Here is a 23,474-nt window from a genome sequence, read left to right on the forward strand (position 1 = left end):
CGTCCAACATCCGGGGAAACGGTCTATTTTTTTGCCAAAAGTCTGAGGTCGGCATTCTTCCCAGCTTTCCGTGTAGGGAAATTCCCGGCAAGGACTGCCGGTTTTTCCGATACCGCAACCCGGTTTCATGTGCGATGATGATGTAAAGGCTTACAAATGTTGAACGAGAAGCAACATGGGGGTGAGCAAGGTGGCCGGCAGGAAGACCATTTATGAAACGGCAATGGAAAGAGGGGTTACCCGGCGGGATTTTCTGAAGATGTGCACGGTGCTTACGGCAGTGATGGGGCTGGATATCACCCTTGAAGAGAAGGTGGTCAAGGCGGTGGAATCGGCCAAGCGGGTTCCGGTGATTTGGCTGCAGATGCAGGATTGCACAGGCTGCTCGGAGTCCTTTATCCGGACGACACATCCGAAGCTGGAGAGCGTGTTGTTCGATATGATCTCGCTGGAGTACAGCGAGGTGCTGTCCGCCGCCTCCGGACATCAGGTGGAGGAGGCGCGCCGGAAGGTCATCGAGGAGTATGCCGGGGAATATGTGCTGGCGGTGGAGGGCAGTGTGCCCAAAAACGCCGAATATCTGATGGTAGGTGGCGTACCCGCCAAGGATGTGCTGCTGGAAACGGCGGCCAAGGCCAAGCTGATTCTCGCTTACGGCAGCTGCTCCTCCTGGGGAGGTATCGCCGCAGCAGGCCCCAATCCCACAGGGGCTATGCCCATCACCGATATCATCAAGGATAAGCCGGTGATCCGGGTGCCGGGCTGTCCGCCCATCGCGGAAGTCATGACCGGCGTCATAGCCCATGTGCTGACCTTCGGGACGGTTCCGGAGCTGGACGCCCAAGGCCGTCCGAAGGCCTTTTACCGGCACCGTATCCATGACAAGTGCAACCGGCGCGCGTATTTCGATTCCGGGCTGTTTGTGGAATCCTTCGACGATGAGGGGCTGAAGCAGGGATACTGCCTGTATAAGGTCGGCTGCAAGGGGCCCACCACCTACAATTCCTGTGCGGAAATGCGCTGGAACGGCGGTGTGAGTTATCCCATTCAGTCCGGTAACCCCTGCATCGGCTGCTCGGAAAATGCCTTCTGGGATATGGGGCCGTTCACCACACGGGTATCCCAGATTCCCGGGACCCAGACCACCATCAATCCGGATTTGGTGGGCTTGGGGCTCCTGGGCGGTACTGTGGGCGGCGTAGCCATCCATGCCGGAGCTACAGCCGTCAAAAAGATGATGGACGGGAAGAAACACGCAGCGGCAGACAGCCATGATGAAACGGCAAGCCACCATGATGATAAACCGAAGAAGAGCGGCCCTCCTCCGGGACAGGGCCCGAATAGCGGGATAGGAGGCGGCGCATCGGTATGAGCGAACGGATAGTAGTCGACCCGGTTACACGGATAGAGGGCCATCTGCGGATAGAGGCGGACATAGACAACGGCGTCATCAAGGACGCCTTCAGCTCCGGTACAGCCATCCGCGGCCTGGAGCTGATTGTGAAGGACCGGGACCCCCGGGACGTATGGGCGTATGTGCAGCGCATCTGCGGCGTATGCACCACCACTCATGCCCTGGCAGCCGTGCGTTCCGTGGAGGACGCCCTGGACATCAAGATCCCCCGGAACGCCCATCTGATCCGGGAAATTATGAACGCCACCATCATGCTGCACGATCATGTGGTCCATTTTTATCACCTCCATGCCTTCGATTGGGTGGATGTGGTCAATGCTCTGAAGGCTGATCCCAAGGCCACCAGCACCCTGGCCCAGTCCCTCTCCAAGTGGCCCAAGTCCTCACCCGGCTACTTCAAGGACATTCAGGACAAGGTGAAAAAAATCGTGGACAGCGGGCAGCTGGGGATTTTTGCTAACGGCTATTGGGGGCATCCGGGCTACAGACTTCCGCCGGAGGTCAACCTGCTGGCTGTAGCCCATTATCTCGAAGCGCTGGACTGGCAGAAGGAAATTGTGAAGATCCACACTATATTCGGCGGGAAAAATCCCCATCCCCACTATCTGGTGGGCGGAATGGCTACTCCCATCGACATCAACAGCGACAACGGCATCCATGCCGAACGCCTGATGCATGTATCCCAGCTGATTGATCAGGCTATCGAGTTTGTGGAGCAGGTGTACCTGCCTGATCTGCAGGCGATCGGATCCTTTTATAAGGATTGGACCTATGGCGGCGGGCTGGACAATTACCTGTGTTATGGCGACTTCTCCACGGGAGATATCCGCGACATCAACATGTACCGGATGCCCCGTGGGATCATCCTTGGCGGCAACCTCAACGAGATCCACGATGTGAACCCCAAGGACCCGGAGCAGATCAAGGAATGGATCGACTTCTCATGGTACACCTATGACGGCAAAACCACAGGCGGCCGCCATCCCTGGGAGGGGGAAACCACCTTCCACTATACGGGGCCCAAGGGCCGCTACGATACGCTGAACACCAACGACAAGTACAGCTGGCTCAAGACCCCCCGGTGGAAGGAAAAGCCCATGGAAACAGGGCCGTTGGCCCGGGTGCTGCTGGGGTACGCTGCGAAAAAGCCGGAATTCGTCCAGAGTGTGGATGACAGTCTGCGAAAGCTGAACGTGCCGCTTACCGCGTTGAAGTCCGCATTGGGCCGGACCTTGGCCCGGGGGCTGGAGGCGCAGATTGTCGGCGGCTGGATGCGCAATGATATGGATGAGCTGTTGAAGAATATCAAACATGGGGACCAGACCACCTTCAACAAGGCCAAATGGGAGCCCTCCACCTGGCCGAAGAAGGCACAGGGAGTAGGCTGGATCGAAGCACCACGCGGCGCATTAGGACACTGGATCAACATCGAAAACGGCAAAACCGCCAATTACCAGGCTGTGGTGCCCTCCACCTGGAACGCCTCCCCGCGGGACGGCAAAAACCAGAAGGGCGCCTATGAGGCGGCGCTTACGGGTACACCTGTGGCAGATAAGCACCAGCCGCTGGAGATTCTGCGGATTATCCACTCCTTCGATCCGTGCCTGGCCTGTGCGGTGCACATGACAGACCTGCAAAATCAATCTGCCGTAGACATACGGATCGGTTAGGGGGAAGAGCTATGAGCATGAGCGAGCCGCCGCTGCATTCCCCCGTTGCCGGGCAGCCTACTGCCGACCCGAAGCATGAAGCGGATCACCCCCGGTCAGAAATTGTGCTGAAGGGCAAACGGAAGGTGAAGATGGAGCAGCTTTCCAAGGATGTGGTTAAGGTGTACGTCTGGGAGCTGCCGGTGCGGATTTTCCACTGGATCAATGCCGGTGCCATTATGCTGCTGATCCTGACCGGCTTGTACATCGGCAAGCCCATTGTAGGCTCCACCACCGGGGAAGAGGCCTATTATACCTTCCTAATGGGCTGGGTCAGGTACATCCACTTTTTTGCGGCCTTCCTGTTTACCGCCAATATGATCTTCCGCCTCTATTGGGTGTTCAAAGGCAATTCCTTCGTCACCACCAATGTGTTGAGGCTGGCCTTCTGGAAAGAAATCTTTCAGACTGTTAAATTTTACCTGTTAATGAAAAACCGCAAGCCGCACTATACCGGACATAACCCGCTGGCGCAGCTCACCTATCTGGTGCTGATGGGCGGCGGCTCCATTGTGGCGATGTTTACCGGGTTCTATCTGTATTTCGAGCCGCAGCCGGAATCCTTCTTCGGCAAGCTGTTTGCTTGGGTGCCCTTCCTCTTCGGGGGCAGCTTCTCGGTCCGTTCCTGGCACCATCTGATGGCCTGGGTTTTCATCATTTTTATCGTCATCCATGTGTACCTGTCCTTCCGGGAGGATTGGCTGGAGAAAAACGGCACCATGAGCTCCATCTTCACCGGGTTCAAAACGGAAAAAAAGGATAAGGTGGAAACCCACGGAGGGGAAATACAGCCCATGGCAGGGGCGGCTCAAAAGGATGCGGAGCATGAGTAGCGGACGTATGGAAAGCCTGAGCATGAGCGGCGGCTTGGAGGCGGGAAACACCTTGAACCGTGCCGGACCGGAGAAGATCACGGTCATCGGACTGGGCAACACCCTCTATACCGATGAGGGAGTAGGCATTCATGTGCTGCCCTTTTTGGAGGAGGCTCTGGCCGGTGTGGAAAATGTGGAAATCATTGAAGGCTCTACGGACGGCATCAGGCTGCTGGGGCCGGTGGAGGACACGGATCAGCTGATCCTGCTGGATTCCATCAACGGTCCGGAGCTGCCGGGGTTTGTGTACACGGTGGAGCGGGAGGATATACCGGCGTATTGCAATGTGAAAATGTCGGTGCACCAGTTGGGCTTCCAGGAGGTGCTGTTCGCTGCACGAATCAGGGAGCGGGTGCCTGCCAAAATGGTGCTGTTCGGAGTGCAGCCCGCTTCGCTGGAATTCGGCATTGGCTTGTCAGATACAGTGCGTGAGCGTCTGGCTGCATTAACGGAGCTGGTGCACGGGCAAATCCGGGAATGGAGGGCTGCCTCTTGGACCGAAGGGATTTTATGAGGGAGCTGAAAAAGGGCGTGGCCGGGGCGATCCGGGAAGCGGCGGGACCTTTGGTGGAGCGGGATGTGAGGAAGCTGACCAAACTTGCCGATAAGCTGAGCGGATATGCCTACCATACGATTGCTCCTCCCCGGATGTGGCCTGTGATGGAGCAGTCGGCAGGGCATCCGTTCCTGCTTAACCGGGAGGCCGGTGAATGGAGAGCGTACAGCGCATTGTGCCCGTTCTGCAAGCAGCATTTGCACTATTTGTCCTATTCCGGCGAAATGAAATGTTTTGCCTGTGACAGCCAGTACAGTCTGGGTGAGGATACACGGCTTACGCAGCTTCCTGTGAGGCGGGCCAATACGCTTCTCCAGATCGGACTTCCTGCCAGGGAGGAATATTGATGCATGAGCTGTCGCTGATGGGGGATGTGCTTGACCTGGTGAGACGGGATGCGGAAGCACGCGGCTTTGCGGAGGTTACACAAGTGCGGCTTTTGGTCGGGGCCTTGAGCAACGCTCTGCCGGATGCCCTCGAGATGGCCTTCGATATGTACAAGGCGGACGGGGCGGCGATGCTTGCCCGGGAGGCGGGGCTTACGATGGAGCTGCAGCCGGCCCGGGCATCCTGTGTGCTGTGCGGGCTGGAATATGAGCCGGAGCAGCATGCGGCTGCAGCCATGTGCCCCGTGTGCCGATTCCCCAGCGGCCGGATCACCGGGGGCGAGGAATTCAGAGTGATATCCTATGAAGGGAGGTAGGAACCTGCTAGGGCGTGTTTGCAAACACGGCCTAGGAGTCGGACAGACAGGCGCGAATCCATATTCATGTTGAATGACTGTGAGGGAAGGGGTGACTTGAGGGCGAGTTTTTTGACGGCTTTGAACCCTTACATATTTTATTCATCAAGGCCGGCAAAACGTGTTTGAGCCGCCAAGTCACACCTTTCCCGGGAGGGAATACAACCTTATGAATATGGATTTGCCTTAACCAACTCCGTCGGACTTCTGCAGGCAGGTTCCGTTCCGGCAATGGAAATTGTATTGAATGAGGATGTGCTGAAGGACAACAATACCGCAGCGGCTTATATAAGGGAGCAGCTGGGACGCCATAAGGTGTTGGCCATCAATCTGATGAGCTCCCCCGGCGCAGGCAAAACCACTCTGCTGGAGGCTACCATCCGGCAGCTGTGCGGGCGTTACCGGGTGGGCGTTATTGAAGGCGATCTGGCTACGGAAAAGGATGCCGACCGCATCCGCGCCTTGGGCGTCAATGCGGTGCAGATCAATACCGGCGGCGGCTGCCACCTGGATGCGCGTATGGTCACCAAGATTCTCTCCCGGTTTGAGCTGGAGGAGACGGATATTCTCTTTATTGAGAATGTGGGCAATCTGGTCTGCCCGTCAGGTTATGACCTGGGGCAAAACCATAAGGTGGCGGTGCTCAGCGTTCCCGAAGGCAATGACAAGATACCCAAATACCCCACCATGTTTATGCGGACCGGTTTGGTGCTCCTGAACAAAATTGATCTTCTCCCGTATGTGGATTTCAGCGTGGAGGCGGCCCGTGAGGATCTGTCTCAAATGAACCCGGATTCGGCGCTGATCCCGTTGTCGGCCCGCACCGGGGAAGGAATGGAGCTGTGGACGGCATGGATCGAGGCCAGGCTTGCGGAGCTCAGGGGTGTTCAGGCGGAAACAGAGGCAGGGGTGGAGCAGCCGGGCTGAAGCCGGGAGCCGAGTATTCTGCCGGGGTATTAGGGAAAGCAACTGCGTCGGCTTCGGACGAAAATGACCATAACTCAACAGCGGCGCTGCTCATTACCGTGAAGGGCAGAGTTCAGGGTGTTGGCTTCCGGCCTTTCCTGTTCAGTCTGGCGGAGCGTTACGCCATAAGCGGCACCGTCCAGAACAATATGGACGGCATCCGTTTGGAGGCGGAAGGAGCGGCCTCTGCGCTGCAGGAGCTCCTGGCGGCCATCCGCCGGGAGGCTCCCCGGCTGGCCCGGGTGGATGAAATCCGGGCGGTGCCGCTGCCGGTGGAAGGGCGCTTGGGCTTCCGCATCGTGGAGAGCAGCCGGGAGGGAGCCTCCTCCCTGGTGATTCCTGTGGATGCAGGCATATGCCCCGCTTGCCTGGCGGAGCTGAAGGACCCGGCCAACCGGCGCTACCGGTACCCGTTTATCACCTGCACCCAATGCGGTCCCCGTTATACCATCATCCGGGAGCTGCCTTATGACCGGCCGTATACCTCCATGAGCGGGTTCCCCATGTGTCCCGCCTGCCGGGAGGAGTACGGGAATGTGGCGGACCGGCGCCACCACGCCCAGCCTATCGCCTGCCCGGAGTGCGGACCGCGCCTTGCGCTGTACGCCATGGACGAGGCGACCAAGAAGCCAGTGGGGATGGCAGGAGCAAAGGCAGCCGAACCGGCGGGCCTAGGCATCGCTAGTGCCGGGCAGCATGGGGCGCGTCGGCCTCTGGCGGAGGCCGACGAGGCGGTCCGTCGGTGCGCCAAGCTGCTGCGCCAGGGCGCCATTGTCGCCGTGAAGGGCATCGGCGGCTATCACTTGGCCTGCGACGCCGAAAACGAAGCGGCGGTCGCCCGCCTGCGGCAGCGCAAGCGGCGGCCCACGCGGCCGCTTGCGGTCATGGCGGCGGATGCGGAGAACGCCCGCCGGGCAGCCGTGCTGGGCAGCCAAGAGCTGCGGCTGCTCCGCTCGCCCGAGGCGCCCATCGTCATCGCCCGCAAGGCGGAGGCGTGGCCTTTGGCGGACAGCGTGGCGCCGGGAATGGCTACTGTAGGGCTGATGCTGCCCTACACCCCGCTGCATGTGCTGCTGATGGAGGAGCTGCCCTTTCTTGTGATGACCAGCGCCAACCCATCCGGCCAGCCCATTTTGTACCGGGATGAGGAAGCCTTCGACTACCTGGGGGGCATCGCCGATTATGTGCTTGCCCATGATCGTGAAATTCTTCACCCGCTGGACGACTCCGTCATTCAGGTGGTGGAGGGGCAAACGGATATCCTCCGCCGGTCCAGAGGTTACGCGCCTGATCCGCTGGCGGCTCCCGTTGATCTAACCGGGCGGGCCGCCTTGGGCGGGCAGCAGAAGAACACTTTCGCCCTAGGCAGAGGCAATCAGATTTTTATCGGCCCCCACATCGGGGACATGGGCAGTGTGGAGACCCAGGAGCATTGGAAGAAGGAGCTGGCCCACTTCTCCAGTCTGCTGGGAACTGACCCGCAGCAAACGGCGGCGGACCTGCATCCCGGTTATGAAACCGGACGGCTAAGCCGGGAGATGGGCCTTGAGCCCGTGGGGGTCCAGCATCATCATGCCCATCTGGTTTCATGTATGGCAGACAACGGATTGTCCCCGGAGGAAGAAGTCTACGGCATTATTCTGGATGGTACGGGCTACGGCCCGGACGGCAGCATCTGGGGCTTCGAGATTCTAACCGGCAGCGCCTCCGGCTGGAGGAGGCTGGGCCATCTGCGCTATACCCCTCTGCCCGGCGGGGAAAAGGCGGTGCGGGAGCCCTGGCGGAATGCCGCAGGGATGCTGACGGCGCTTTTTCCCAAACAAGGGCCTGCTTGGGCAGCGCAGCTGTTCCCCGGCAAAAGTATGGAGCTGGCGGTGCTCGGCAGAATGGCCGCCACCGGGATGAACAGCCCATGGGCCGGCACCTGCGGCAGACTGTTTGACGCTGTGTCCGCCATCCTGGGTCTAGTTGCGGTGTCCGGCTATGACGGTGAAGCGGCTATCCGGCTCTCCGAGATGGCGGCCTTTGCTGATGCGGACGGATTCAACACCGTCAAGCCCTTCGGCTATGCCATCCGGGACAAAGGGGAAACCGAGGCACTGGAGCTGGATATGTCGGAGGCTCTCCTCCAGATTGTAGAGAAGAGGCTGGCAGGTTCGCCGCCCGAAGACTTGGCGCTCCGGTTTCACGAAACAGCAGCCCGGGCCGCTGTGGAGCTTTTGCAGCGGTGCCTGGAAAAGGATGGACTGACCGCGGCGTGTATTCCCAAGGTGATGCTCTCCGGAGGCTCCTTCCATAACCCGTATCTGCTGCGGAGGATTCCTGCTCTCCTGAAGGATCGGGGGCTCGAGCCTTACCGGCATCGGCAGGTGCCTGCGGGGGACGGCGGGTTAGCCCTGGGGCAGCTGCTGGTTGCGGCTTATGCGGGAGCCGGCGCAAACAGGAACGGTAGAGGCACAGACTGAAGCGTTGGACAAAACGATCCGTTTGTGCGCGGAAAACACACCATGCAGCCGGAGCATTCTGCCTGCCGAAAGTGGTGACAAGGAGGGAAAACCGATGTGTGTGGGCGTACCCGCTCAAATTGTGGAGATAGACGGCTATGCCGCCATTGTGGATTGTATGGGAACCCGGATGAAGGTGGGGATTATCTTCGTCCCGGAGGTCAAGCCGGGGGAATTCGTCATCGTCCATGCCGGGCAGGCCATGAGTATCATAGACCGCCAGGCAGCGGAGGAAAGTCTGGAGGAATGGAGGCGGATCGTTGATGCGCGAGATGCGGCAGATGCTTCCCTGTGATCCGCAGGCCGGATCTTCCCCAGGCGCCTCCTCCGGCAGAACCCTCCATGAAGGACTGCTGAAGGGGATTCTCTCCCTGGCGGACACCTTCGCCGCCGAACATGGCCGCGAGCCCGTGCTAATGGAGGTCTGCGGCTCCCATACCATGGCCTTGGCCAAGTCGGGCCTCCGCAAAAGCCTTCAGGGCCATGTCCGGCTTCTCTCGGGTCCCGGCTGTCCCGTGTGCGTGACGGATCAAGCGGATATTGACGCCATGATCGCGGTTGCCCGCGGGGACAACCGCACGGTATGCACCTTCGGCGATATGATGCGGGTTCCGGGATCAAGCGGCACCCTACTGGCGGCACGGGCCGAAGGAATGGATGTGCGGGTGGTTTACGGGCCGATGGCTGCGGTAGAGCTGGCCGCTGCCCAACCCGGCCGGGAGATTATTTTCCTGGGTATCGGCTTTGAAACCACCCTGCCGGTTTTGGGGGCGGCGCTGATGGAGGCGGAGAGGCGCGGGCTGGCCAACTTCAGCATGCGGGTATCCGCCAAGCGGGTGGAGCCGGTGCTGCGGCATCTGCTGGAGCTGAAGGAGATACAGCTGGACGGTTTCCTGCTTCCCGGCCATGTGGCGATGGTGACGGGAAGCCACGCCTTCGGCTTCCTGGCCGAAGAATACGGCCTGCCCGGAGTCATCAGCGGCTTCGAGCCCCTGGAGCTGGCCGGCGGCATCCTCCGGCTGCTGGAGCTGGCGGCAGAGGGCAAAGCCGCGATCCACAATGACTATGCTTCCGTTGTAACGGCCGGCGGCAATCCTGCAGCCCTGGCCGTGATGGACCGCTACTTCCGGCCCTCTGCGGCCCTGTGGCGGGGAATCGGGCCAATTGCGGACAGCGGCATGTCCATCCGCCCTGAATTCGCCGGTTTGGATGCCGCCGAGCGTTTCCCGGTCCCGCCGGGACCTGCGCCCAAACCAACCGGCTGCCGCTGCGGGGATGTGATCCGCGGGCTGATCACCCCGTCGCGCTGCGGGCTGTTCGGCAGAAGCTGCACGCCGTATCAGCCCGTCGGGCCGTGTATGGTATCGGCAGAGGGCGCTTGCGCTGCGGAATATGCATACAGCCGGGAGGGGTGAGCAACATGGAAGCAGAACAACGCATCAATATGTCCCACGGGGACGGAGGAGAGTCCGCCCACAGGCTGCTTAACGGCGTGATTCTTCCCGCCCTCACGGGAACGGAAAGCCGGGAGCCCTTGGGAGACGCAGCGCTGCTGCCTTTCCCGTCTGCGGGTAAGCTGGCTGTCACCACAGACAGCTTTGTGATCAAGCCGCTGTTTTTCCCCGGGGGGGATATCGGCAAGCTGGCAGTGGCGGGAACTGTCAATGATTTGGCGGTCAGCGGCGCGGTGCCCTTGTATTTGACCGTGTCCTTTATTTTGGAGGAGGGGCTTCCTGTAGAGCACCTCCGGACCATCTGCAGGTCCATGGCCAAGGAAGCCGCCGTCTCCGGCATCAGGGTGGCGGCAGGCGATACGAAGGTGGTGGGAAAAGGAGATTGCGACGGTTTGTTTATCAACACCACCGGCATCGGGGTGGTGGAGCCCGGCGCTGAGCTTCGGCCGCAGCTCATCGAGGAGGGGGATGCCGTAGTGGTTACCGGCACTCTCGGGGATCATGGCATCGCCGTCCTGACGGCCAGGGAGGAGCTGGGGCTGATGTCGGAGATTCCCTCCGACTGTGCGACCCTTTTTCCCATGCTGAAGAAGGCCAGGGAGGTTTCGGCGGATATCCGCATCCTTCGGGATCCTACCCGGGGCGGGTTGGCTACAGCCCTGGCGGAAATCTGCGAGGACTACAGGCTGACGGTGGAGCTGGAGGAGGAGCTGCTTCCGGTAAAGCCCGAGGTGGAGGGAGCCTGTGAGCTGATGGGCTTTGACCCGCTGTATTTGGCCAATGAGGGCAAGGCCGTTCTGATCCTGCCTGCCCGGGATGTCCCTGCGGTGCTGGATGCCCTGCGGTATTTTCCTGAGGGGAGGAATGCCTGTTTGGTCGGAATGGTCACCGGCCGGGAAAAGGGCCAGCTCCTCATCCGGACACCCTTTGGCTCTACCAGGCGGCTGTATAGGCTGGCAGGAAGCATGCTGCCCCGTATCTGCTGATACTACCCAGCGTCATAACAATGAAAACTGTTTAAAAATCACTATGTGCTAAAAAAGAATACTTTTAGAGAACTGTTCAATATACTGACACATCTTTATTATCAAAATTTGAACATTTGATTTTAGTTGTTGTGATTCATTTCACATGATGTTAATATTGTCACATAGGGAATACAACCTATTCAAAGGGAGAGATCGGATATGATCGTCAAATTCTTGAGAGAAAATGTGTATGCAGCTGGAGCACTTTTGCTGATCAGACTGTACATCGGCTGGGATTGGATGCATCACGGCTGGGAAAAAATCACAGGCGGCACCTTCGACGCATCGGGCTTCCTGAAGAATGCCATCGCCAAGCCGGTGCTCGAAACCGGAACAACAAACAAACTTTATCCCACGTATGTCGCATTCCTTGATAACTTTGCCCTGCCCAACGCAGGAATCTTCAAAGTCCTGATTCCATGGGGAGAATTCCTGGTAGGTGTGGGCCTGATTCTGGGCTGCCTGACTACCGCTGCTGCCTTCTTCGGCGTAATGATGAACTTCATGTTCCTTCTGGCAGGTACGGTTTCCTCCAACCCCTGGCTGATTCTCTGGGGCATCATCATCATGGTGGCTGGTGCAAATGCAGGCAAGTTCGGTGCTGACTACTACGTTCTGCCTTACATCAGAAAGTGGCTGCGCCTGAAGCCCGGCCCCGGCTACAAACAACAACAGTCGAATGTGTAACCGGGAGCTATCCCGGAACCAATAAAAGAAACGGAGCCTCCCGCTTACCGGCGGAAGGCTCTTTTCTGTCCAGCCAGTGCCCGGCTGGAGGCTAACGGCGGTGAACGCCGCTATTAGAAACAAAACTGCCGGAAATAACTCCAATCAGGCCAAATAGCGGCGCTGGCTCCCGTTAGAATTCCGCAGCCTACCATTTTGCACCAATAGGGGCTCTCACTTCCGTTAGCCCGTGGGAGCAGGGCATGTGTCCCTGCCCTCAGCCTCTCCAGAGTTTTTTTCAACGCCGGATTCACGTATACTAAGTAGATAGGTATTGCGACGTCATGAAGGCAAAGGATGATTAATGATGGAGGCACAACACACCAAACATGTCCGCATTCTCGTGATTGCCGCCGTGGACGCGGAACGCGAGGCTATCGTAAAGGGCTTAGGCGGCGATTCCCGTTTTGATGTCCGGGCGTCCGGAGCGGGCGTAGGTATGGCAGCGGCCACAGCAGGAGCTGCCTTGGCCGCCGGCGGGTACACGCTAGCGGTCAGCGCCGGGATCGGCGGCGGCTTCCCCGGACAAGCCCCGGTGGGAAGCGTGGTCATCGCCGATGCCATCATCGCCGCCGACCTGGGGGCGGAAACCCCGGAGGGTTTCCGGACCGCCCGGGAGCTGGGCTTCGGCAGCAATCGTCTGCCCGCCCAGGCGGAGCTGGGGGCGAAGCTCCAAGCCGTGCTGGCGGAACGGTTTCCCGGCCGCAGGGTGCTCACCGGACCGGTGCTAACCGTGTCCACCGCCACCGGCACAGCCCCTACTGCAGCGGCTTGGGAGCGCAGGCATCCCGGCGCTGCCGCCGAAGCCATGGAGGGCTACGGCGTGGCCTGCGCCGCCAGCCTGTTCGGGCTCCCCTGTATGGAGGTGCGGGGCATCTCCAATGCGGTAGGACCCCGTGACAGGACGGCATGGCGCATCGGGGAGGCCCTGCAGGCGCTGGAGGAGGCCTTCGCCGCCTTCCGAGAGCTGTTGGACCGGCTGGGGCCGGACGCAGCAGAACTTACATACATACAGGAGGTGCAGCATTGATGAATATCGCATTTTCACCCTGTCCCAACGATACCTTTGTATTTCATGCGTGGGCCCACGGGCTGGTGCCGGGAGCGCCGGAGCTTCAGGTGACCTACGCCGATATTGATATAACCAACGGCCTGGCCGCCCGAGGCGAAGGCCCCGAGGTGCTGAAGATCTCTTATGCAGCCCTGCCGTGGATGCTGGACCGTTACCATCTTTTGCCCTGCGGCGGAGCCTTGGGACGCGGCTGTGGTCCCTTGGTGCTGACGGCTGACCCGGCTTCGGCGGAGCAAGGCCCGTCCGTTTTGTCCGGTAAACGTGTAGCCGTCCCCAGCGAACGCTCCACCGCTTATCTGCTGTTCCGGCTTTGGGCGGCGAAGCAGGTGCCGGGAGGCATCGGTGAGGTGGTGGTGATGCCGTTTCATAAGATCATGCCTGCCGTGCAGAAGGGGGAAATCGACGCCGGGCTGGTTATTCATGAAGCCCGGTTCACCTACCCCAACTACGGGCTGACCATGCTTGCGGACATGGGGGCCTGGTGGGAGGAAGACACCGGCTTGCCTATCCCCTTAGGGGCGATAATCGCCCGCAAGGATCTGGACCCGGCGCAGGTGGCCGGATGGGTCCGCGCTTCGGTGGAATATGCATGGGCTAACCCGCAGGCCTCCCGCTCCTACGTGCTGGAGCATGCCCAGGAGATGTCGCCCCAGGTGGCGGATGCCCATATCGGCCTGTACGTGAATGAGTTTACCCGCAATTTGGGGGAGCAGGGTTACGGAGCCGTCCGCGCCTTGCTGACTAGAGCTGCAGAGGAAGGACTTGTTCCAGCCGTAACACCCGGAATGCTGGAAAACGCCGGTTTTTATTAAGCAGCGGATTCATGTATAATAAATGAAGACAGATTAAGCCCCGAGGGTGTGCCCGTTTTCCCAGCGGCTGGTGAACAGGAGCAGTGGCAATGGATTATTTCAGGAATGTTTTTTCGAATCCCACAGTAAAGCGCTTTTCCATTCTGGGACTGATCTGTATCCTCTTGTACTTTATGAGGGATATGCTGAATCTGGTGCTGCTGGTGTTTTTGTTCACCTTCATCATGAACAGCCTTCAGTCCCACATTACCGCATGGCTGAACCGGTTTTTCAAGGTGCCTTATCATGTGGTGGTCATTCTGCTCTATCTGGGGGTTGTGGGTCTGGTGACCCTGGGGATCGTCATGTACTCCCCCAAGATCGTATCCCAGATCAGACAGCTTTCCGATTACCTGATCAAGATCGCAGGCAATCCGCCGGGCAACACGCAAATTTCCCAGTATATTGCCGATGCCTTGAAGCAGATGAACTTCCAATCCTATCTTCAGCATGGGTTTGACTACATCCTGATCATCAGCAACTGGGGTACCACCTTTTTGATGGCGCTGATCCTAAGCCTTTTCTTCATTCTGGAGAAGAACCGGATTGTGAAATTCACCAATAAGCTGCGCGTCAGCAAAATTGCGTGGCTCTACCAGGAAATGGAGTATTTCGGCCGCAAATTCGTACGTTCCTTCGGCAAGGTGATTGAGGCGCAATTTATGATTGCCCTGTTCAATACGGTGTTCACCGTGGTCGGCTTGTCTCTGCTGGGATTCCCGTACCTGTTTGCACTGGGGATTATGGTGTTTGTGCTGAGTCTGATCCCGGTGGCGGGGGTTATGATCTCGCTGATTCCGCTGGGAATTATCGGATATACCCTGGACGGAATTCTGATGGTGGTGTATGTGGTTATCATGATAACCGTTCTGCACTTCATCGAAGGTTATTTCCTGAATCCCAAGCTGATGTCCTCCAAAACCAACCTGCCCGTATTCTATACCTTCGTGATTCTGCTGTTCTCGGAGCATTATCTGGGTGTTTGGGGCTTCATTATCGGCATTCCCATCTTCATCTTCATTCTGGATATTCTTGATGTGCCGGTTCTGGATGAACCCAAGGCCTGACCATCCGCTTAAAAATAAAAACCGCTTCCGGCAATTGCTGCCGCGGAGCGGTTTGTTATTTGGAAATTGGTTTTTCCCATTATTCCCCTAACGCATGGTCACATACAGCCGGCTGGCCGGACCACATTCTCACAGAGGTCCATTCCCGGGGTTCACCCGACCAGAACTCGTCTCCTGCGGGAAGGCCCAGAGGCAGGAATACGGCTGAACACAGATACAGGCTGCCTGTTGAAATATACCGCTCGGCCACATCCGGCTGGCTTCCGGTAAAGCCGATGCGCAGCCAGCCGCTGCCGTCGAAGGTTCCCGGTACAGCCAACGTCCGCCGGATGACGGCCGTCAGAGCGCAGCGGACCTGAGCGGGACATACTCCAGCCGGAAGGGTATGCTGCAGCGCCATCTGGGAGAGATGCTGCATGGCGCCGAAGCGGTAGGCCAAGGAGCGGCCAATAGGCGGGAAGGTGCCGTCCGGTGCAATGAAACGCTCCAGAATTTCACCGTAGCGTACAGCCCGCCGTTGAATAGCCGGGGCCATAGCCGCCCATTCGTTGGAGGCGCTGCCGACGGAACGGATGATATCCACCAGCATGGGCTGGATCACGAAGCTGTTATAGTAGTCCCAATGGAAGTCCGGTCCGTCCCCGTATGCCCCGTCGCCTGCATACCATTGCTCATGCTGCCGCAGGGCATAGTCGATGCGCATGGGGTCCCAGTCTTCCTCACCCATATGCCGCAGCGCTGCTTCGATCATGGCCGAAAACAGCAGCCAATTGCAGAAGAATGGCTTCCGGGTGCGGGTTTGCTTCAGCGCCGCCGCCACATTTTGCCGGACACGGAGCTCCAGCTTGTCCCACAGCTCGCCGGGAGCCCGCAAGATGGCATGAGCCAGGAAGGCCGCATCCACAATGGGCTGGTATTCGTAGCTGAAGTTCAGGTAATCCGGTGATTCCGGATCTGTAGCGGCATCGAGGCATGACCGGGCAAGCCTGGCGAATTCCCGTCTCAGCTGCTCCTCCTCCGGGTCTTCCGCAGGCGTCTCCAGCCAGGGGGCCAGTCCGGTCATGGTGCGGGCGAAGGCCTCCAGATGGGAAAAGTGAGCCCGGTCGCTTTCACATCCGGCTGCACATTCCACGGGCATGACCGCCTTCAGCTCTCTGCGGGCCAGGTGCTCCAACACGGGCCGGGCGATGGCCGTCAGTGATTCCACCCAATATTTACGGTCTTTAAGGCCTGGTAACATTCCTTTTTCCTCCCTTATTAAGCAAACCAAAGCGTTGTTTTCTTCAGTCTAGGAGTGTTAGCTGTAAGCGTCAAGGAAAACGTTTTCTCGAGTCTGTCTATCGGTGCACTCAGCCGATAAGAATGTTGTCCTCCGGGTAACCGATTTTGGAGACCCGTTTCTTTTGGGACAGGGCGTACGCCAGTGTTAAGGGGCCCAACCTTCCGGCAAACATGGTAATGGTTACGATCACCTTGCCGGCGGGTGAAAGATCCGGTGTCAGCCCCATGGACATGCCGGTGGTGCTAAACGCAGAGACCGCTTCAAATAAAATGGATAGAAACTGCTCGTGCATCAAATCCTCGGTAATGGTCAAGGCCATGGTGACGATCAACACCCCGGCAATGGCGCTCATGGTGACGGCCAAAGCCCGCATCACCGTTTCCTGGTTAATCTTCCGCCCGAAGGCGTGGATTTGGCCGCCTCCCCGGAAGGTGTTGAAGGTGGCCAGCACCAGTACAATGAAGGTGTTGATTTTGATGCCGCCCCCTGTACCGCCCGATGCGGCGCCGATAAACATCAGGATAATCATGAGAAATTGGGTGGCGGACAGCATGCTCCCGATTTCGATGGAGTTGAAGCCGGCGCTTCGAGGGGCGGACCCTTGGAAAAAAGCAGCCAGCAGCCGTTCTGACCAGGTCAGGTTGCCGAAGGTAGCCGGGTTCCAGCTCTCCAGCAGGAATACCAGCAGGAAACCAAGGAAGGTCAGGATAGCCGAACCCAGCAGCACCACCTTGGAATGCAGGGACAGCTTCCGCCAGGACCGTTTGCGCAGTACCTCTACCACAACGATAAAGCCCAATCCCCCGATCAGGAACAACACGGTAATGGTCAGGTTCACCACCGGATCGCCGATATGCCGGGAGAGGCTGTCGTGCCACAGGGAAAAGCCCGCATTGTTAAAGGCCGATATGGCATGAAAGATGCCGTAATAGGAAGCCCGGGCCCAGCCCATTTCCCCCTGCCACCGCAGGGCCAAAATAATTGCCGCTACCGTTTCCAGGACGAAGGAAATGGCCACCATATGCAAGGACAGGCGGACAAGTCCCTGCACCGAAGTGGATTGGGTGGTCTGCTGCAGGATCAGCCGCTGCTTCAGCCCGATTTTGCGGCCCAGGATAATGGCTACCATCACACCCATGGTCATAAAACCGAGGCCCCCCACCTGAATCAGGACCATGATTACAATTTCCCCCAGATGGGAAAATGAGCCGCTGGTATCGATGACAATCAGGCCGTTTACGCACACAGCGGAGGTAGCGGTAAAAAAGGCATTCAAAAACCCCACCGACTCCCCGTTTTCGGCAGCATGGGGAAGGGAGAGCAGAACAGCACCCGCAAGAATAAGAATAATAAAGATGGCTGTAACCAATTGGGGCGGGCTGATTCTATTTTTGATCCGGTTCAGAAAAAGGTCCATCCGTTCGTAATTCCGTCTGACCGGGCTCAGCCTGCTGGCAAGGTTTTTCATCATGGTGCGGTTCTCCTTGAAGGCGGTTTGTCCGCCATTTTGAAGTTTGTCATTTTGGCTGGAATTGGCATCATCATAAGGGAAATCGGTGCTTTTGTCAAAATGGTGAAAATTCGGTGAAAGTTTCATTGCACCTGCCTTGGCCGGGCGTTTATAATGGGGCTAACGATGGTAAACTACAACTGAATAGGCGGATGATGGCAGCGGGAGAGATCGCCTGTGAATGAAAGTGGCGGCGCCGAAGGAGTAAACCTGGCAGCAGGTGAATCTCTCAGGCAAAAGGACCTCTGCCGGACGCAACTCTGGAGAGCATCACGGGATATTGTCGTATCATAAGGATATAACCCGGGATCACCCAAGGGGAAACTTGAACTGTTCAACAGGCAAGGCAACTCTCAGGTACAAGGGACAGAGCGGAAGGCTACCGGAGCTATTCGTGAAAAACACGGATGGTTTCCTATTTGAGCCTTTTCGCCTGTCCTTTTTTATATTTTTTTGGAGGTGGCGGCATGGAGGGATTGAAGCGGACGCCGTTGTTCCCTTGTTACGGGGAAACGGAAGGGGCGCGCTGTATTGATTTCGGCGGCTGGGAGCTGCCGGTGCAATTTGCCGGCATCCAGGCGGAGCATGATGCGGTCCGGCAGCGGGCCGGGCTGTTCGATGTGTCCCACATGGGAGAGTTCCTTGTGGCGGGGCCGGAGGCGGAAGCTTTCCTCCAGCGGATGACCGTGAATGATGTTTCCAAGCTGGCGCCGGGGCAAGCCCAGTATTCGCTGCTGTGTTACCCGGAGGGCGGTGTGGTGGACGATCTGCTGATCTACCGCATGGGTGAGGAGCGTTTTATGCTGGTGGTGAACGCCTCCAACATCGCCAAGGACTTTCAATGGCTGGAGAGCCATCTGCCTGCAGCAGGTGAAGGGACAGTTCCCGCCGTGGAGCTGACGGATTGCTCCGACGCCACTTCGCTTCTGGCGCTGCAAGGGCCTGCGGCGGCACGGATTTTGGGCAAGGTGACGGATGCTCCCGTTGGGGAGCTGGGGCCATTCAGGTTCTTGGAGGAGGCTCATGTCTGCGGTGTGCAAGCCTTGGTCTCCCACACCGGCTACACCGGGGAGGATGGCTTTGAGCTGTATCTGCGGGCAGAGGATGCAGCCACCGTGTGGCGCGGACTGTTGGCCGCCGGCAAAGACGACGGTTTGGTCCCCGTCGGATTGGGAGCCAGGGATACGCTGCGTTTTGAGGCGAGGCTGCCACTCTACGGCCAGGAGCTTTCCAGGGAGATTACCCCTTTGGAGGCGGGACTGGGGATCTTTGTGAAGCTGGATAAAGGGGAGTTTATTGGCCGGGAGGCTTTGTTGAAGCAAAAGGAGGCAGGACTGCCCCGGAAGCTGGCGGGTATCGAGATGCTGGACAGAGGTATTCCACGCAGCCATTATCCGGTGTACGCCGGGCCCGAAGGAGAGCTTATCGGCGAAATCACCACAGGCACCCAATCCCCTACCCTGAAACGGAATGTGGGGCTGGCCCTGCTGAAGCGGGAGTACACCACGCCGGATACGGAGGTGTGGGTAGAAATCCGCGGCAAACGGCTGAAGGCCAAGGTGGTCAAAACCCCGTTTTACCGGAGGAGCAAGGAGAGTTAAGAGGTTAGTGGCATGAAACAGGAACAAGGAACCAGGAGACAGGAGGAGTTAACCATATGAAGCATCGGTACTTGCCTATGACGCCGGAGGACGAACAGCAAATGCTGGAGGTGATTGGCGCGCAATCCGTGGCGGAGCTGTTCGCAGACATTCCCGAAGCGGTGAAATATTCTGGAACTCTGCCCATGTCCGGGGCTTTAAGCGAGCCGGCATTAATGAAGCATCTTAAGGGGCTTGCCTCCCGGAATGCCGACTTTGAACGGTATACCTCCTTTTTGGGGGCGGGGCTGTACGACCACCAAATTCCCGTAGTGATCCAGCATCTTATCTCCCGCTCCGAGTTTTATACGGCTTACACCCCTTATCAGCCGGAAATTAGCCAAGGCGAGCTTCAGGCCATCTTCGAATTCCAGTCCTATATCTGCGAGCTGACCGGTATGAAGGTGGCCAACGCCAGCATGTACGACGGGGCGACGGCGCTGGCTGAAGCGGCAGCCCTTACGGCAGGAGCGGTTAAGCGGCGCAAAATCATCGTGTCCCGGACGGTGCACCCCGAAGCCCGGGAGATTGTCCGCACTACGGCCCGCGGCCTTGATCTGGAGATCGTGGAGGTGGACTTCAAGGACGGGGTTACCGATCTGCAAAAGCTGGCAGCCTCAATTGACGGTGACACTGCTGCGGTATTGGTGCAAACCCCCAATTTCCTGGGCCATCTGGAGGATATTCCGGCCATCGAGGCCTTGATCCACGAAGCCAAGGGCCTGCTGGTTATGAGTGTAAACCCGCTATCCCTGGGCTTGCTGGAATCCCCTGGCAAGCTGAGAGCCGATGTGGTGGTTGGCGATGCCCAGCCTTTAGGGATTCCCGCCTCCTTCGGCGGCCCCACCTGCGGCTTCTTCGCGGTGACGGAGGCGCTGATGCGCCGGATGCCCGGGCGGATCGTAGGCCAGACGGTGGACAAGGACGGCAAACGCGGCTTTGTGCTGACCCTTCAAGCACGGGAGCAGCATATCCGCCGGGAGAAGGCCACCTCGAATATTTGCTCCAACCAGGCGCTCCTGGCACTGTGCGCATCGGTATATATGTCCGTCATGGGCAAAGAGGGCTTCCGCGAGGCGGCACTTCTGAACTACCGCAAAGCCCGGTATGCCGCTGGATTGGCGGAGGCTGCCGGGAGTAAGACGCGGCTCGCCTTTGCCGCTCCCTTCTTTAATGAATTTGTGCTCCGCCTGCCGGAAGGTGCGGATATCCAAGCGGTGAATACCAAGCTGCTGGAAAAAGGCTTTCTCGGCGGGTACGATCTGGGATGGGCTTACCCGGAGCTGTCCGGACACATGCTGGTGGCTGTTACCGAGCAGCGGACCAAGGAAGAAATCGACGCATTCATGCGGGAACTGGAGGCTTGTCTATGAAACCGGAAAAAGCGCTGATCTTTGAGTTGAGCAAGCCGGGCAGAACCGCCTATTCGCTGCCGGAATGCGACGTCCCCGAGGCGGACCCGGCCGAGGGGATTCCCTCCGGTCTGCTGCGCACAGCCCCCGCCGTGCTGCCGGAGGTGTCGGAGGTGGATGTGGTTCGTCATTATACAGAGCTGTCCCGGCGGAACTTCGGTGTGGACAACGGCTTCTACCCGTTGGGCTCCTGCACCATGAAGTATAACCCCAAGCTGAATGAGGACGCCGCACGGTTGCCCGGCTTTGCCCGGATCCACCCGTACCAGCCGGAGTCCTCCGTCCAAGGAGCGCTGGAGCTGCTCTATACGCTGCAGCAGGATTTGGCCGCGCTCACCGGCATGGATGCGGTGACTCTGCAGCCTGCAGCGGGCGCCCATGGTGAATGGACGGGGCTGATGCTTATCCGCGCCTACCACGAAAGCCGCGGCGAACGCCGCACCAAGGTGCTGGTGCCCGATTCGTCCCACGGGACCAATCCGGCCAGCGCCACCACGGCAGGCTTCGAGACGCTGACCATTCCCTCCGACGCCGGCGGGATGGTGGACTTGGAGGCGCTGCGGGCTGCGGTCGGCTCCGACACCGCTGCGCTGATGCTGACCAACCCCAGTACCCTGGGGCTGTTCGAGCGCCATATTGTGGAGATTGCGGAAATTGTCCATGAGGCGGGCGGTCTGCTGTATTACGACGGGGCCAACTCCAACGCTATCATGGGAATCACGCGGCCGGGGGACATGGGCTTTGATGTGGTGCATCTCAATTTGCACAAAACCATGAGCACTCCCCATGGCGGCGGAGGCCCCGGTGCGGGGCCCGTTGGCGTGAAGGAGAAGCTGGTTCCCTTTTTGCCGAAGCCGGTTGTTGGCCGCCGTGCAGAGGATGGCACCTACTTCTGGGATTGGGACCGTCCGGCATCCATCGGCCGGGTGAAATCCTATTATGGCAATTTCGGCATTCTGGTGCGGGCCTATGCCTACATCCGCTCCTACGGGCCGGAAGGGCTCAAGCGGGTATCCGAATGTGCGGTGCTGAACGCTAATTATATGCGCAAGCGTCTGGAGCCGTATTTCCATGTGCCGTATCCGGGTGTGTGCAAGCATGAATTTGTCCTCTCCGGCAAAAATCTGAAGCAATACGGCGTCCGCACGCTGGATGTGGCCAAACGGCTGCTGGATTTCGGCTATCATCCACCGACCATTTATTTTCCGCTTAATGTGGAGGAATGCATTATGATTGAGCCCACAGAGACGGAGAGCAAGGAGACGCTGGACGGTTTTATCGACACCATGATTCAAATTGTGGAGGAAGCCGCCCATGACCCTGATCTGGTCAAAAATGCCCCATACGAAACCGTGGTGAAGCGGCTGGACGAAACTACGGCAGCCCGGAAGCCTGTGCTGAACTGCACCTGCGGGTGACAGGCTATCGAACCATTGATTAAGCCGTTGATCGACCGTTGATCTAACGGACCGCACAGCCTTTATTTCACGCGAGAGTGCTGTGGGGAAAATCTTACGGACACCAGAGCCGCTATTGGCGTCGAATTGTCACCATTCAGGGGTTTTCGGAGCAAATAGCGGCGCTCCGGTCCGTTACATTTTGAAAACGGTGATTTTGTGCTGAATAAGGGACGCTGAGTCCGTAAGAATGCGGAGTGCGCTTTTGGTGGTGCATCAGAAGCTTGCTGGCAGGGAATCAGGTGTCCGGCGGCGAAGAGAATAGACAAAGCAAGGCGAAACGAGGAGGCGCGTAGGAAAATGAGTGAGATTAGAGAAGGATTGGGTTATACGGAAGAGCATGAATGGGCGCTGGCTGCTGACGAAAACACTGTGCGCGTCGGAATTACGGATTATGCCCAAATCCAGCTGGGGGACATCGTATTTGTGGAGCTGCCGGAAATCGGTGCAGCTGTTGCACAGGGGGACAGCCTAGGCTCCATTGAATCGGTAAAAACAGTATCCGACCTCTACAGCCCGGTGAGCGGCAAGGTGGTTAAGGTGAACGAAGCTCTGCTGGATCAGCCGGAGCTGGTAAATGCGGAACCCTACGAAGGCGGATGGATTGCTGAAATCCAGGTGGACGGAGCCGCGGCGGCCGTTGGCGGTCTGCTGGAACTTGCAGCCTACAAGGCTTTGGTAGAATAGCAGGCTTCATTCTCATACGGACTACACAGGGCACGCGAAACACCGTTTGCGCCTCCTTCGGGAAGCTGCTGGCGGTGTTTTTGTGCTGTATATAGGGTACATTACCTTACATTACCCCCTTGTTGCCTACTCTCCCCTTCGCTCAGGTTTGTCACAAGGTAAGGTAATCAGGATGTAGAATCAGGAGGCAAATAAAAAGGGGCTGGCCGAGGAAAGCTGTCGCGCGAATAGGGAATTGGTATTGGGTAAAGAAGAAAGTAGAGAAGAGTATACAGATGAAAATAGAAAATAGTGCAGAAGAGAATATAGAAGAGAGTACAAAAGACAGCAGAGAGAAGAGAGCAGAGATCAGAGAGCAGAGAGCAGAGAGAAGAGAGCAGAAAGCAGAGAGCAGAAAGCAGAAAGAAAAAAGAAGAAAGAAGAGAGAAGAGAGAAAAGAGAAAAGAGAAGAGACCAGAGAAGAGTCAGGGAGCGCTCCTGAGCAAAGGGGATAATGGACGACAAGGAGGGGAAATCCCCCTA

The 23,474-nt window shown here is 58.3% G+C and carries 22 protein-coding genes and 2 riboswitches; of the genes, 20 read left to right on the forward strand and 2 right to left on the reverse strand.

Annotation, left to right across the window (positions count from 1 at the left end; translation table 11 throughout):
* Positions 1–175 precede the first annotated feature (175 nt).
* The 15 genes from ACI1P1_RS14710 (at position 176) to ACI1P1_RS14780 (ending at position 14,964) form a co-directional block, all read left to right on the forward strand.
* A complete protein-coding gene (locus tag ACI1P1_RS14710; protein ID WP_416217164.1) occupies positions 176–1,372 on the forward strand; it encodes a hydrogenase small subunit in 1,197 nt (398 codons plus the stop codon).
* On the forward strand, positions 1,369–3,084 hold the full coding sequence (locus tag ACI1P1_RS14715) for a nickel-dependent hydrogenase large subunit (protein WP_416217165.1): 1,716 nt from the start codon (positions 1,369–1,371) through the stop codon (positions 3,082–3,084). The genes ACI1P1_RS14710 and ACI1P1_RS14715 overlap by 4 nt, the downstream gene beginning before the upstream one ends.
* Before the next feature lie 131 nt (positions 3,085–3,215).
* Entirely contained in the window at positions 3,216–3,956 is a 741-nt protein-coding gene (gene cybH, locus ACI1P1_RS14720; protein ID WP_416217383.1) for a Ni/Fe-hydrogenase, b-type cytochrome subunit, read from the forward strand.
* 22 nt (positions 3,957–3,978) lie between these two features.
* Positions 3,979–4,512, forward strand: a complete 534-nt coding sequence (locus ACI1P1_RS14725) for a HyaD/HybD family hydrogenase maturation endopeptidase (RefSeq protein ID WP_416217384.1) — start codon at positions 3,979–3,981, stop codon at positions 4,510–4,512.
* Positions 4,509–4,901 (forward strand): hypothetical protein, encoded by a 393-nt coding sequence (locus ACI1P1_RS14730; protein ID WP_416217166.1) that lies wholly within the window; start codon positions 4,509–4,511, stop codon positions 4,899–4,901. The genes ACI1P1_RS14725 and ACI1P1_RS14730 overlap by 4 nt, the downstream gene beginning before the upstream one ends.
* Positions 4,901–5,257 carry a hydrogenase maturation nickel metallochaperone HypA/HybF gene (locus tag ACI1P1_RS14735; protein WP_416217167.1) on the forward strand — a complete coding sequence of 119 codons (357 nt, stop codon included), beginning with the start codon at positions 4,901–4,903 and terminating at the stop codon, positions 5,255–5,257. The genes ACI1P1_RS14730 and ACI1P1_RS14735 overlap by 1 nt, the downstream gene beginning before the upstream one ends.
* Before the next feature lie 270 nt (positions 5,258–5,527).
* The gene (gene hypB, locus ACI1P1_RS14740) at positions 5,528–6,223 is read left to right on the forward strand and encodes a hydrogenase nickel incorporation protein HypB (protein ID WP_416217168.1); all 696 of its coding nucleotides are present in this window, start codon (positions 5,528–5,530) and stop codon (positions 6,221–6,223) included.
* Complete coding sequence (gene hypF / locus ACI1P1_RS14745) at positions 6,148–8,727, forward strand: carbamoyltransferase HypF (RefSeq protein ID WP_416217169.1); 2,580 nt, start codon at positions 6,148–6,150, stop codon at positions 8,725–8,727. Before hypB ends, hypF begins: the two co-directional genes overlap by 76 nt.
* 94 nt (positions 8,728–8,821) lie before the next feature.
* On the forward strand, positions 8,822–9,061 hold the full coding sequence (locus ACI1P1_RS14750; protein WP_416217170.1) for a HypC/HybG/HupF family hydrogenase formation chaperone: 240 nt from the start codon (positions 8,822–8,824) through the stop codon (positions 9,059–9,061).
* Complete coding sequence (hypD, locus tag ACI1P1_RS14755; protein WP_416217385.1) at positions 9,048–10,181, forward strand: hydrogenase formation protein HypD; 1,134 nt, start codon at positions 9,048–9,050, stop codon at positions 10,179–10,181. The genes ACI1P1_RS14750 and hypD overlap by 14 nt, the downstream gene beginning before the upstream one ends.
* 5 nt (positions 10,182–10,186) lie before the next feature.
* The gene (hypE, locus tag ACI1P1_RS14760; RefSeq protein ID WP_416217171.1) at positions 10,187–11,206 is read left to right on the forward strand and encodes a hydrogenase expression/formation protein HypE; all 1,020 of its coding nucleotides are present in this window, start codon (positions 10,187–10,189) and stop codon (positions 11,204–11,206) included.
* Positions 11,207–11,407: 201 nt separating this feature from the next.
* Entirely contained in the window at positions 11,408–11,935 is a 528-nt protein-coding gene (locus ACI1P1_RS14765; protein ID WP_416217172.1) for a DoxX family protein, read from the forward strand.
* A 343-nt stretch (positions 11,936–12,278) separates the two neighbouring features.
* Positions 12,279–13,004: a futalosine hydrolase gene (locus ACI1P1_RS14770; RefSeq protein ID WP_416217173.1), complete on the forward strand. Its 726-nt coding sequence runs from the start codon at positions 12,279–12,281 to the stop codon at positions 13,002–13,004.
* Entirely contained in the window at positions 13,004–13,858 is an 855-nt protein-coding gene (locus ACI1P1_RS14775; RefSeq protein ID WP_416217174.1) for a 1,4-dihydroxy-6-naphthoate synthase, read from the forward strand. The genes ACI1P1_RS14770 and ACI1P1_RS14775 overlap by 1 nt, the downstream gene beginning before the upstream one ends.
* An 89-nt stretch (positions 13,859–13,947) precedes the next feature.
* On the forward strand, positions 13,948–14,964 hold the full coding sequence (locus ACI1P1_RS14780; protein ID WP_416217175.1) for an AI-2E family transporter: 1,017 nt from the start codon (positions 13,948–13,950) through the stop codon (positions 14,962–14,964).
* 79 nt (positions 14,965–15,043) lie between these two features.
* Here ACI1P1_RS14780 and ACI1P1_RS14785 read toward each other — a convergent pair whose 3' ends face one another.
* Together ACI1P1_RS14785 and ACI1P1_RS14790 are read right to left on the reverse strand one after the other, a co-directional pair.
* Complete coding sequence (locus tag ACI1P1_RS14785) at positions 15,044–16,204, reverse strand: DUF2264 domain-containing protein (protein WP_416217176.1); 1,161 nt, start codon at positions 16,202–16,204, stop codon at positions 15,044–15,046.
* A gap of 109 nt (positions 16,205–16,313) precedes the next feature.
* Positions 16,314–17,717: a TrkH family potassium uptake protein gene (locus ACI1P1_RS14790; RefSeq protein WP_416217177.1), complete on the reverse strand. Its 1,404-nt coding sequence runs from the start codon at positions 17,715–17,717 to the stop codon at positions 16,314–16,316.
* A gap of 191 nt (positions 17,718–17,908) precedes the next feature.
* Positions 17,909–18,011: riboswitch (glycine riboswitch) on the forward strand.
* A riboswitch (glycine riboswitch) is annotated at positions 18,012–18,133 on the forward strand.
* Positions 18,134–18,223: 90 nt separating this feature from the next.
* Here ACI1P1_RS14790 and gcvT point away from each other — a divergent pair.
* The 5 genes from gcvT (at position 18,224) to ACI1P1_RS14815 (ending at position 23,446) form a co-directional block, all read left to right on the forward strand.
* The gene (gene gcvT / locus ACI1P1_RS14795) at positions 18,224–19,357 is read left to right on the forward strand and encodes a glycine cleavage system aminomethyltransferase GcvT (RefSeq protein WP_416217178.1); all 1,134 of its coding nucleotides are present in this window, start codon (positions 18,224–18,226) and stop codon (positions 19,355–19,357) included.
* A 56-nt stretch (positions 19,358–19,413) separates the two neighbouring features.
* Positions 19,414–20,769 (forward strand): aminomethyl-transferring glycine dehydrogenase subunit GcvPA, encoded by a 1,356-nt coding sequence (gcvPA, locus tag ACI1P1_RS14800; protein WP_416217179.1) that lies wholly within the window; start codon positions 19,414–19,416, stop codon positions 20,767–20,769.
* Positions 20,766–22,226, forward strand: a complete 1,461-nt coding sequence (gcvPB, locus tag ACI1P1_RS14805) for an aminomethyl-transferring glycine dehydrogenase subunit GcvPB (RefSeq protein ID WP_416217180.1) — start codon at positions 20,766–20,768, stop codon at positions 22,224–22,226. The genes gcvPA and gcvPB overlap by 4 nt, the downstream gene beginning before the upstream one ends.
* A gap of 339 nt (positions 22,227–22,565) precedes the next feature.
* Entirely contained in the window at positions 22,566–22,952 is a 387-nt protein-coding gene (gene gcvH, locus ACI1P1_RS14810; RefSeq protein WP_416217181.1) for a glycine cleavage system protein GcvH, read from the forward strand.
* Positions 22,953–23,227: 275 nt separating this feature from the next.
* Entirely contained in the window at positions 23,228–23,446 is a 219-nt protein-coding gene (locus ACI1P1_RS14815; RefSeq protein ID WP_416217182.1) for a hypothetical protein, read from the forward strand.
* Positions 23,447–23,474: the final 28 nt, after the last annotated feature.

The organism is Paenibacillus mesotrionivorans (genome assembly GCF_046098205.1).
GTDB lineage: Bacteria > Bacillota > Bacilli > Paenibacillales > NBRC-103111 > Paenibacillus_AR > Paenibacillus_AR mesotrionivorans.

Coding starts and splice junctions, on each gene's coding strand:
- ACI1P1_RS14710 (WP_416217164.1), top strand. CDS start 176: ATGGGGGTGAGCAAGGTGGCCGGCAGGAAGACCATTTATGAAACGGCA.
- ACI1P1_RS14715 (WP_416217165.1), top strand. CDS start 1,369: ATGAGCGAACGGATAGTAGTCGACCCGGTTACACGGATAGAGGGCCAT.
- cybH (WP_416217383.1), top strand. CDS start 3,216: ATGGAGCAGCTTTCCAAGGATGTGGTTAAGGTGTACGTCTGGGAGCTG.
- ACI1P1_RS14725 (WP_416217384.1), top strand. CDS start 3,979: ATGAGCGGCGGCTTGGAGGCGGGAAACACCTTGAACCGTGCCGGACCG.
- ACI1P1_RS14730 (WP_416217166.1), top strand. CDS start 4,509: ATGAGGGAGCTGAAAAAGGGCGTGGCCGGGGCGATCCGGGAAGCGGCG.
- ACI1P1_RS14735 (WP_416217167.1), top strand. CDS start 4,901: ATGCATGAGCTGTCGCTGATGGGGGATGTGCTTGACCTGGTGAGACGG.
- hypB (WP_416217168.1), top strand. CDS start 5,528: ATGGAAATTGTATTGAATGAGGATGTGCTGAAGGACAACAATACCGCA.
- hypF (WP_416217169.1), top strand. CDS start 6,148: ATGGATCGAGGCCAGGCTTGCGGAGCTCAGGGGTGTTCAGGCGGAAAC.
- ACI1P1_RS14750 (WP_416217170.1), top strand. CDS start 8,822: ATGTGTGTGGGCGTACCCGCTCAAATTGTGGAGATAGACGGCTATGCC.
- hypD (WP_416217385.1), top strand. CDS start 9,048: ATGCTTCCCTGTGATCCGCAGGCCGGATCTTCCCCAGGCGCCTCCTCC.
- hypE (WP_416217171.1), top strand. CDS start 10,187: ATGGAAGCAGAACAACGCATCAATATGTCCCACGGGGACGGAGGAGAG.
- ACI1P1_RS14765 (WP_416217172.1), top strand. CDS start 11,408: ATGATCGTCAAATTCTTGAGAGAAAATGTGTATGCAGCTGGAGCACTT.
- ACI1P1_RS14770 (WP_416217173.1), top strand. CDS start 12,279: ATGATGGAGGCACAACACACCAAACATGTCCGCATTCTCGTGATTGCC.
- ACI1P1_RS14775 (WP_416217174.1), top strand. CDS start 13,004: ATGAATATCGCATTTTCACCCTGTCCCAACGATACCTTTGTATTTCAT.
- ACI1P1_RS14780 (WP_416217175.1), top strand. CDS start 13,948: ATGGATTATTTCAGGAATGTTTTTTCGAATCCCACAGTAAAGCGCTTT.
- ACI1P1_RS14785 (WP_416217176.1), bottom strand. CDS start 16,204: ATGTTACCAGGCCTTAAAGACCGTAAATATTGGGTGGAATCACTGACG.
- ACI1P1_RS14790 (WP_416217177.1), bottom strand. CDS start 17,717: ATGATGAAAAACCTTGCCAGCAGGCTGAGCCCGGTCAGACGGAATTAC.
- gcvT (WP_416217178.1), top strand. CDS start 18,224: ATGGAGGGATTGAAGCGGACGCCGTTGTTCCCTTGTTACGGGGAAACG.
- gcvPA (WP_416217179.1), top strand. CDS start 19,414: ATGAAGCATCGGTACTTGCCTATGACGCCGGAGGACGAACAGCAAATG.
- gcvPB (WP_416217180.1), top strand. CDS start 20,766: ATGAAACCGGAAAAAGCGCTGATCTTTGAGTTGAGCAAGCCGGGCAGA.
- gcvH (WP_416217181.1), top strand. CDS start 22,566: ATGAGTGAGATTAGAGAAGGATTGGGTTATACGGAAGAGCATGAATGG.
- ACI1P1_RS14815 (WP_416217182.1), top strand. CDS start 23,228: ATGAAAATAGAAAATAGTGCAGAAGAGAATATAGAAGAGAGTACAAAA.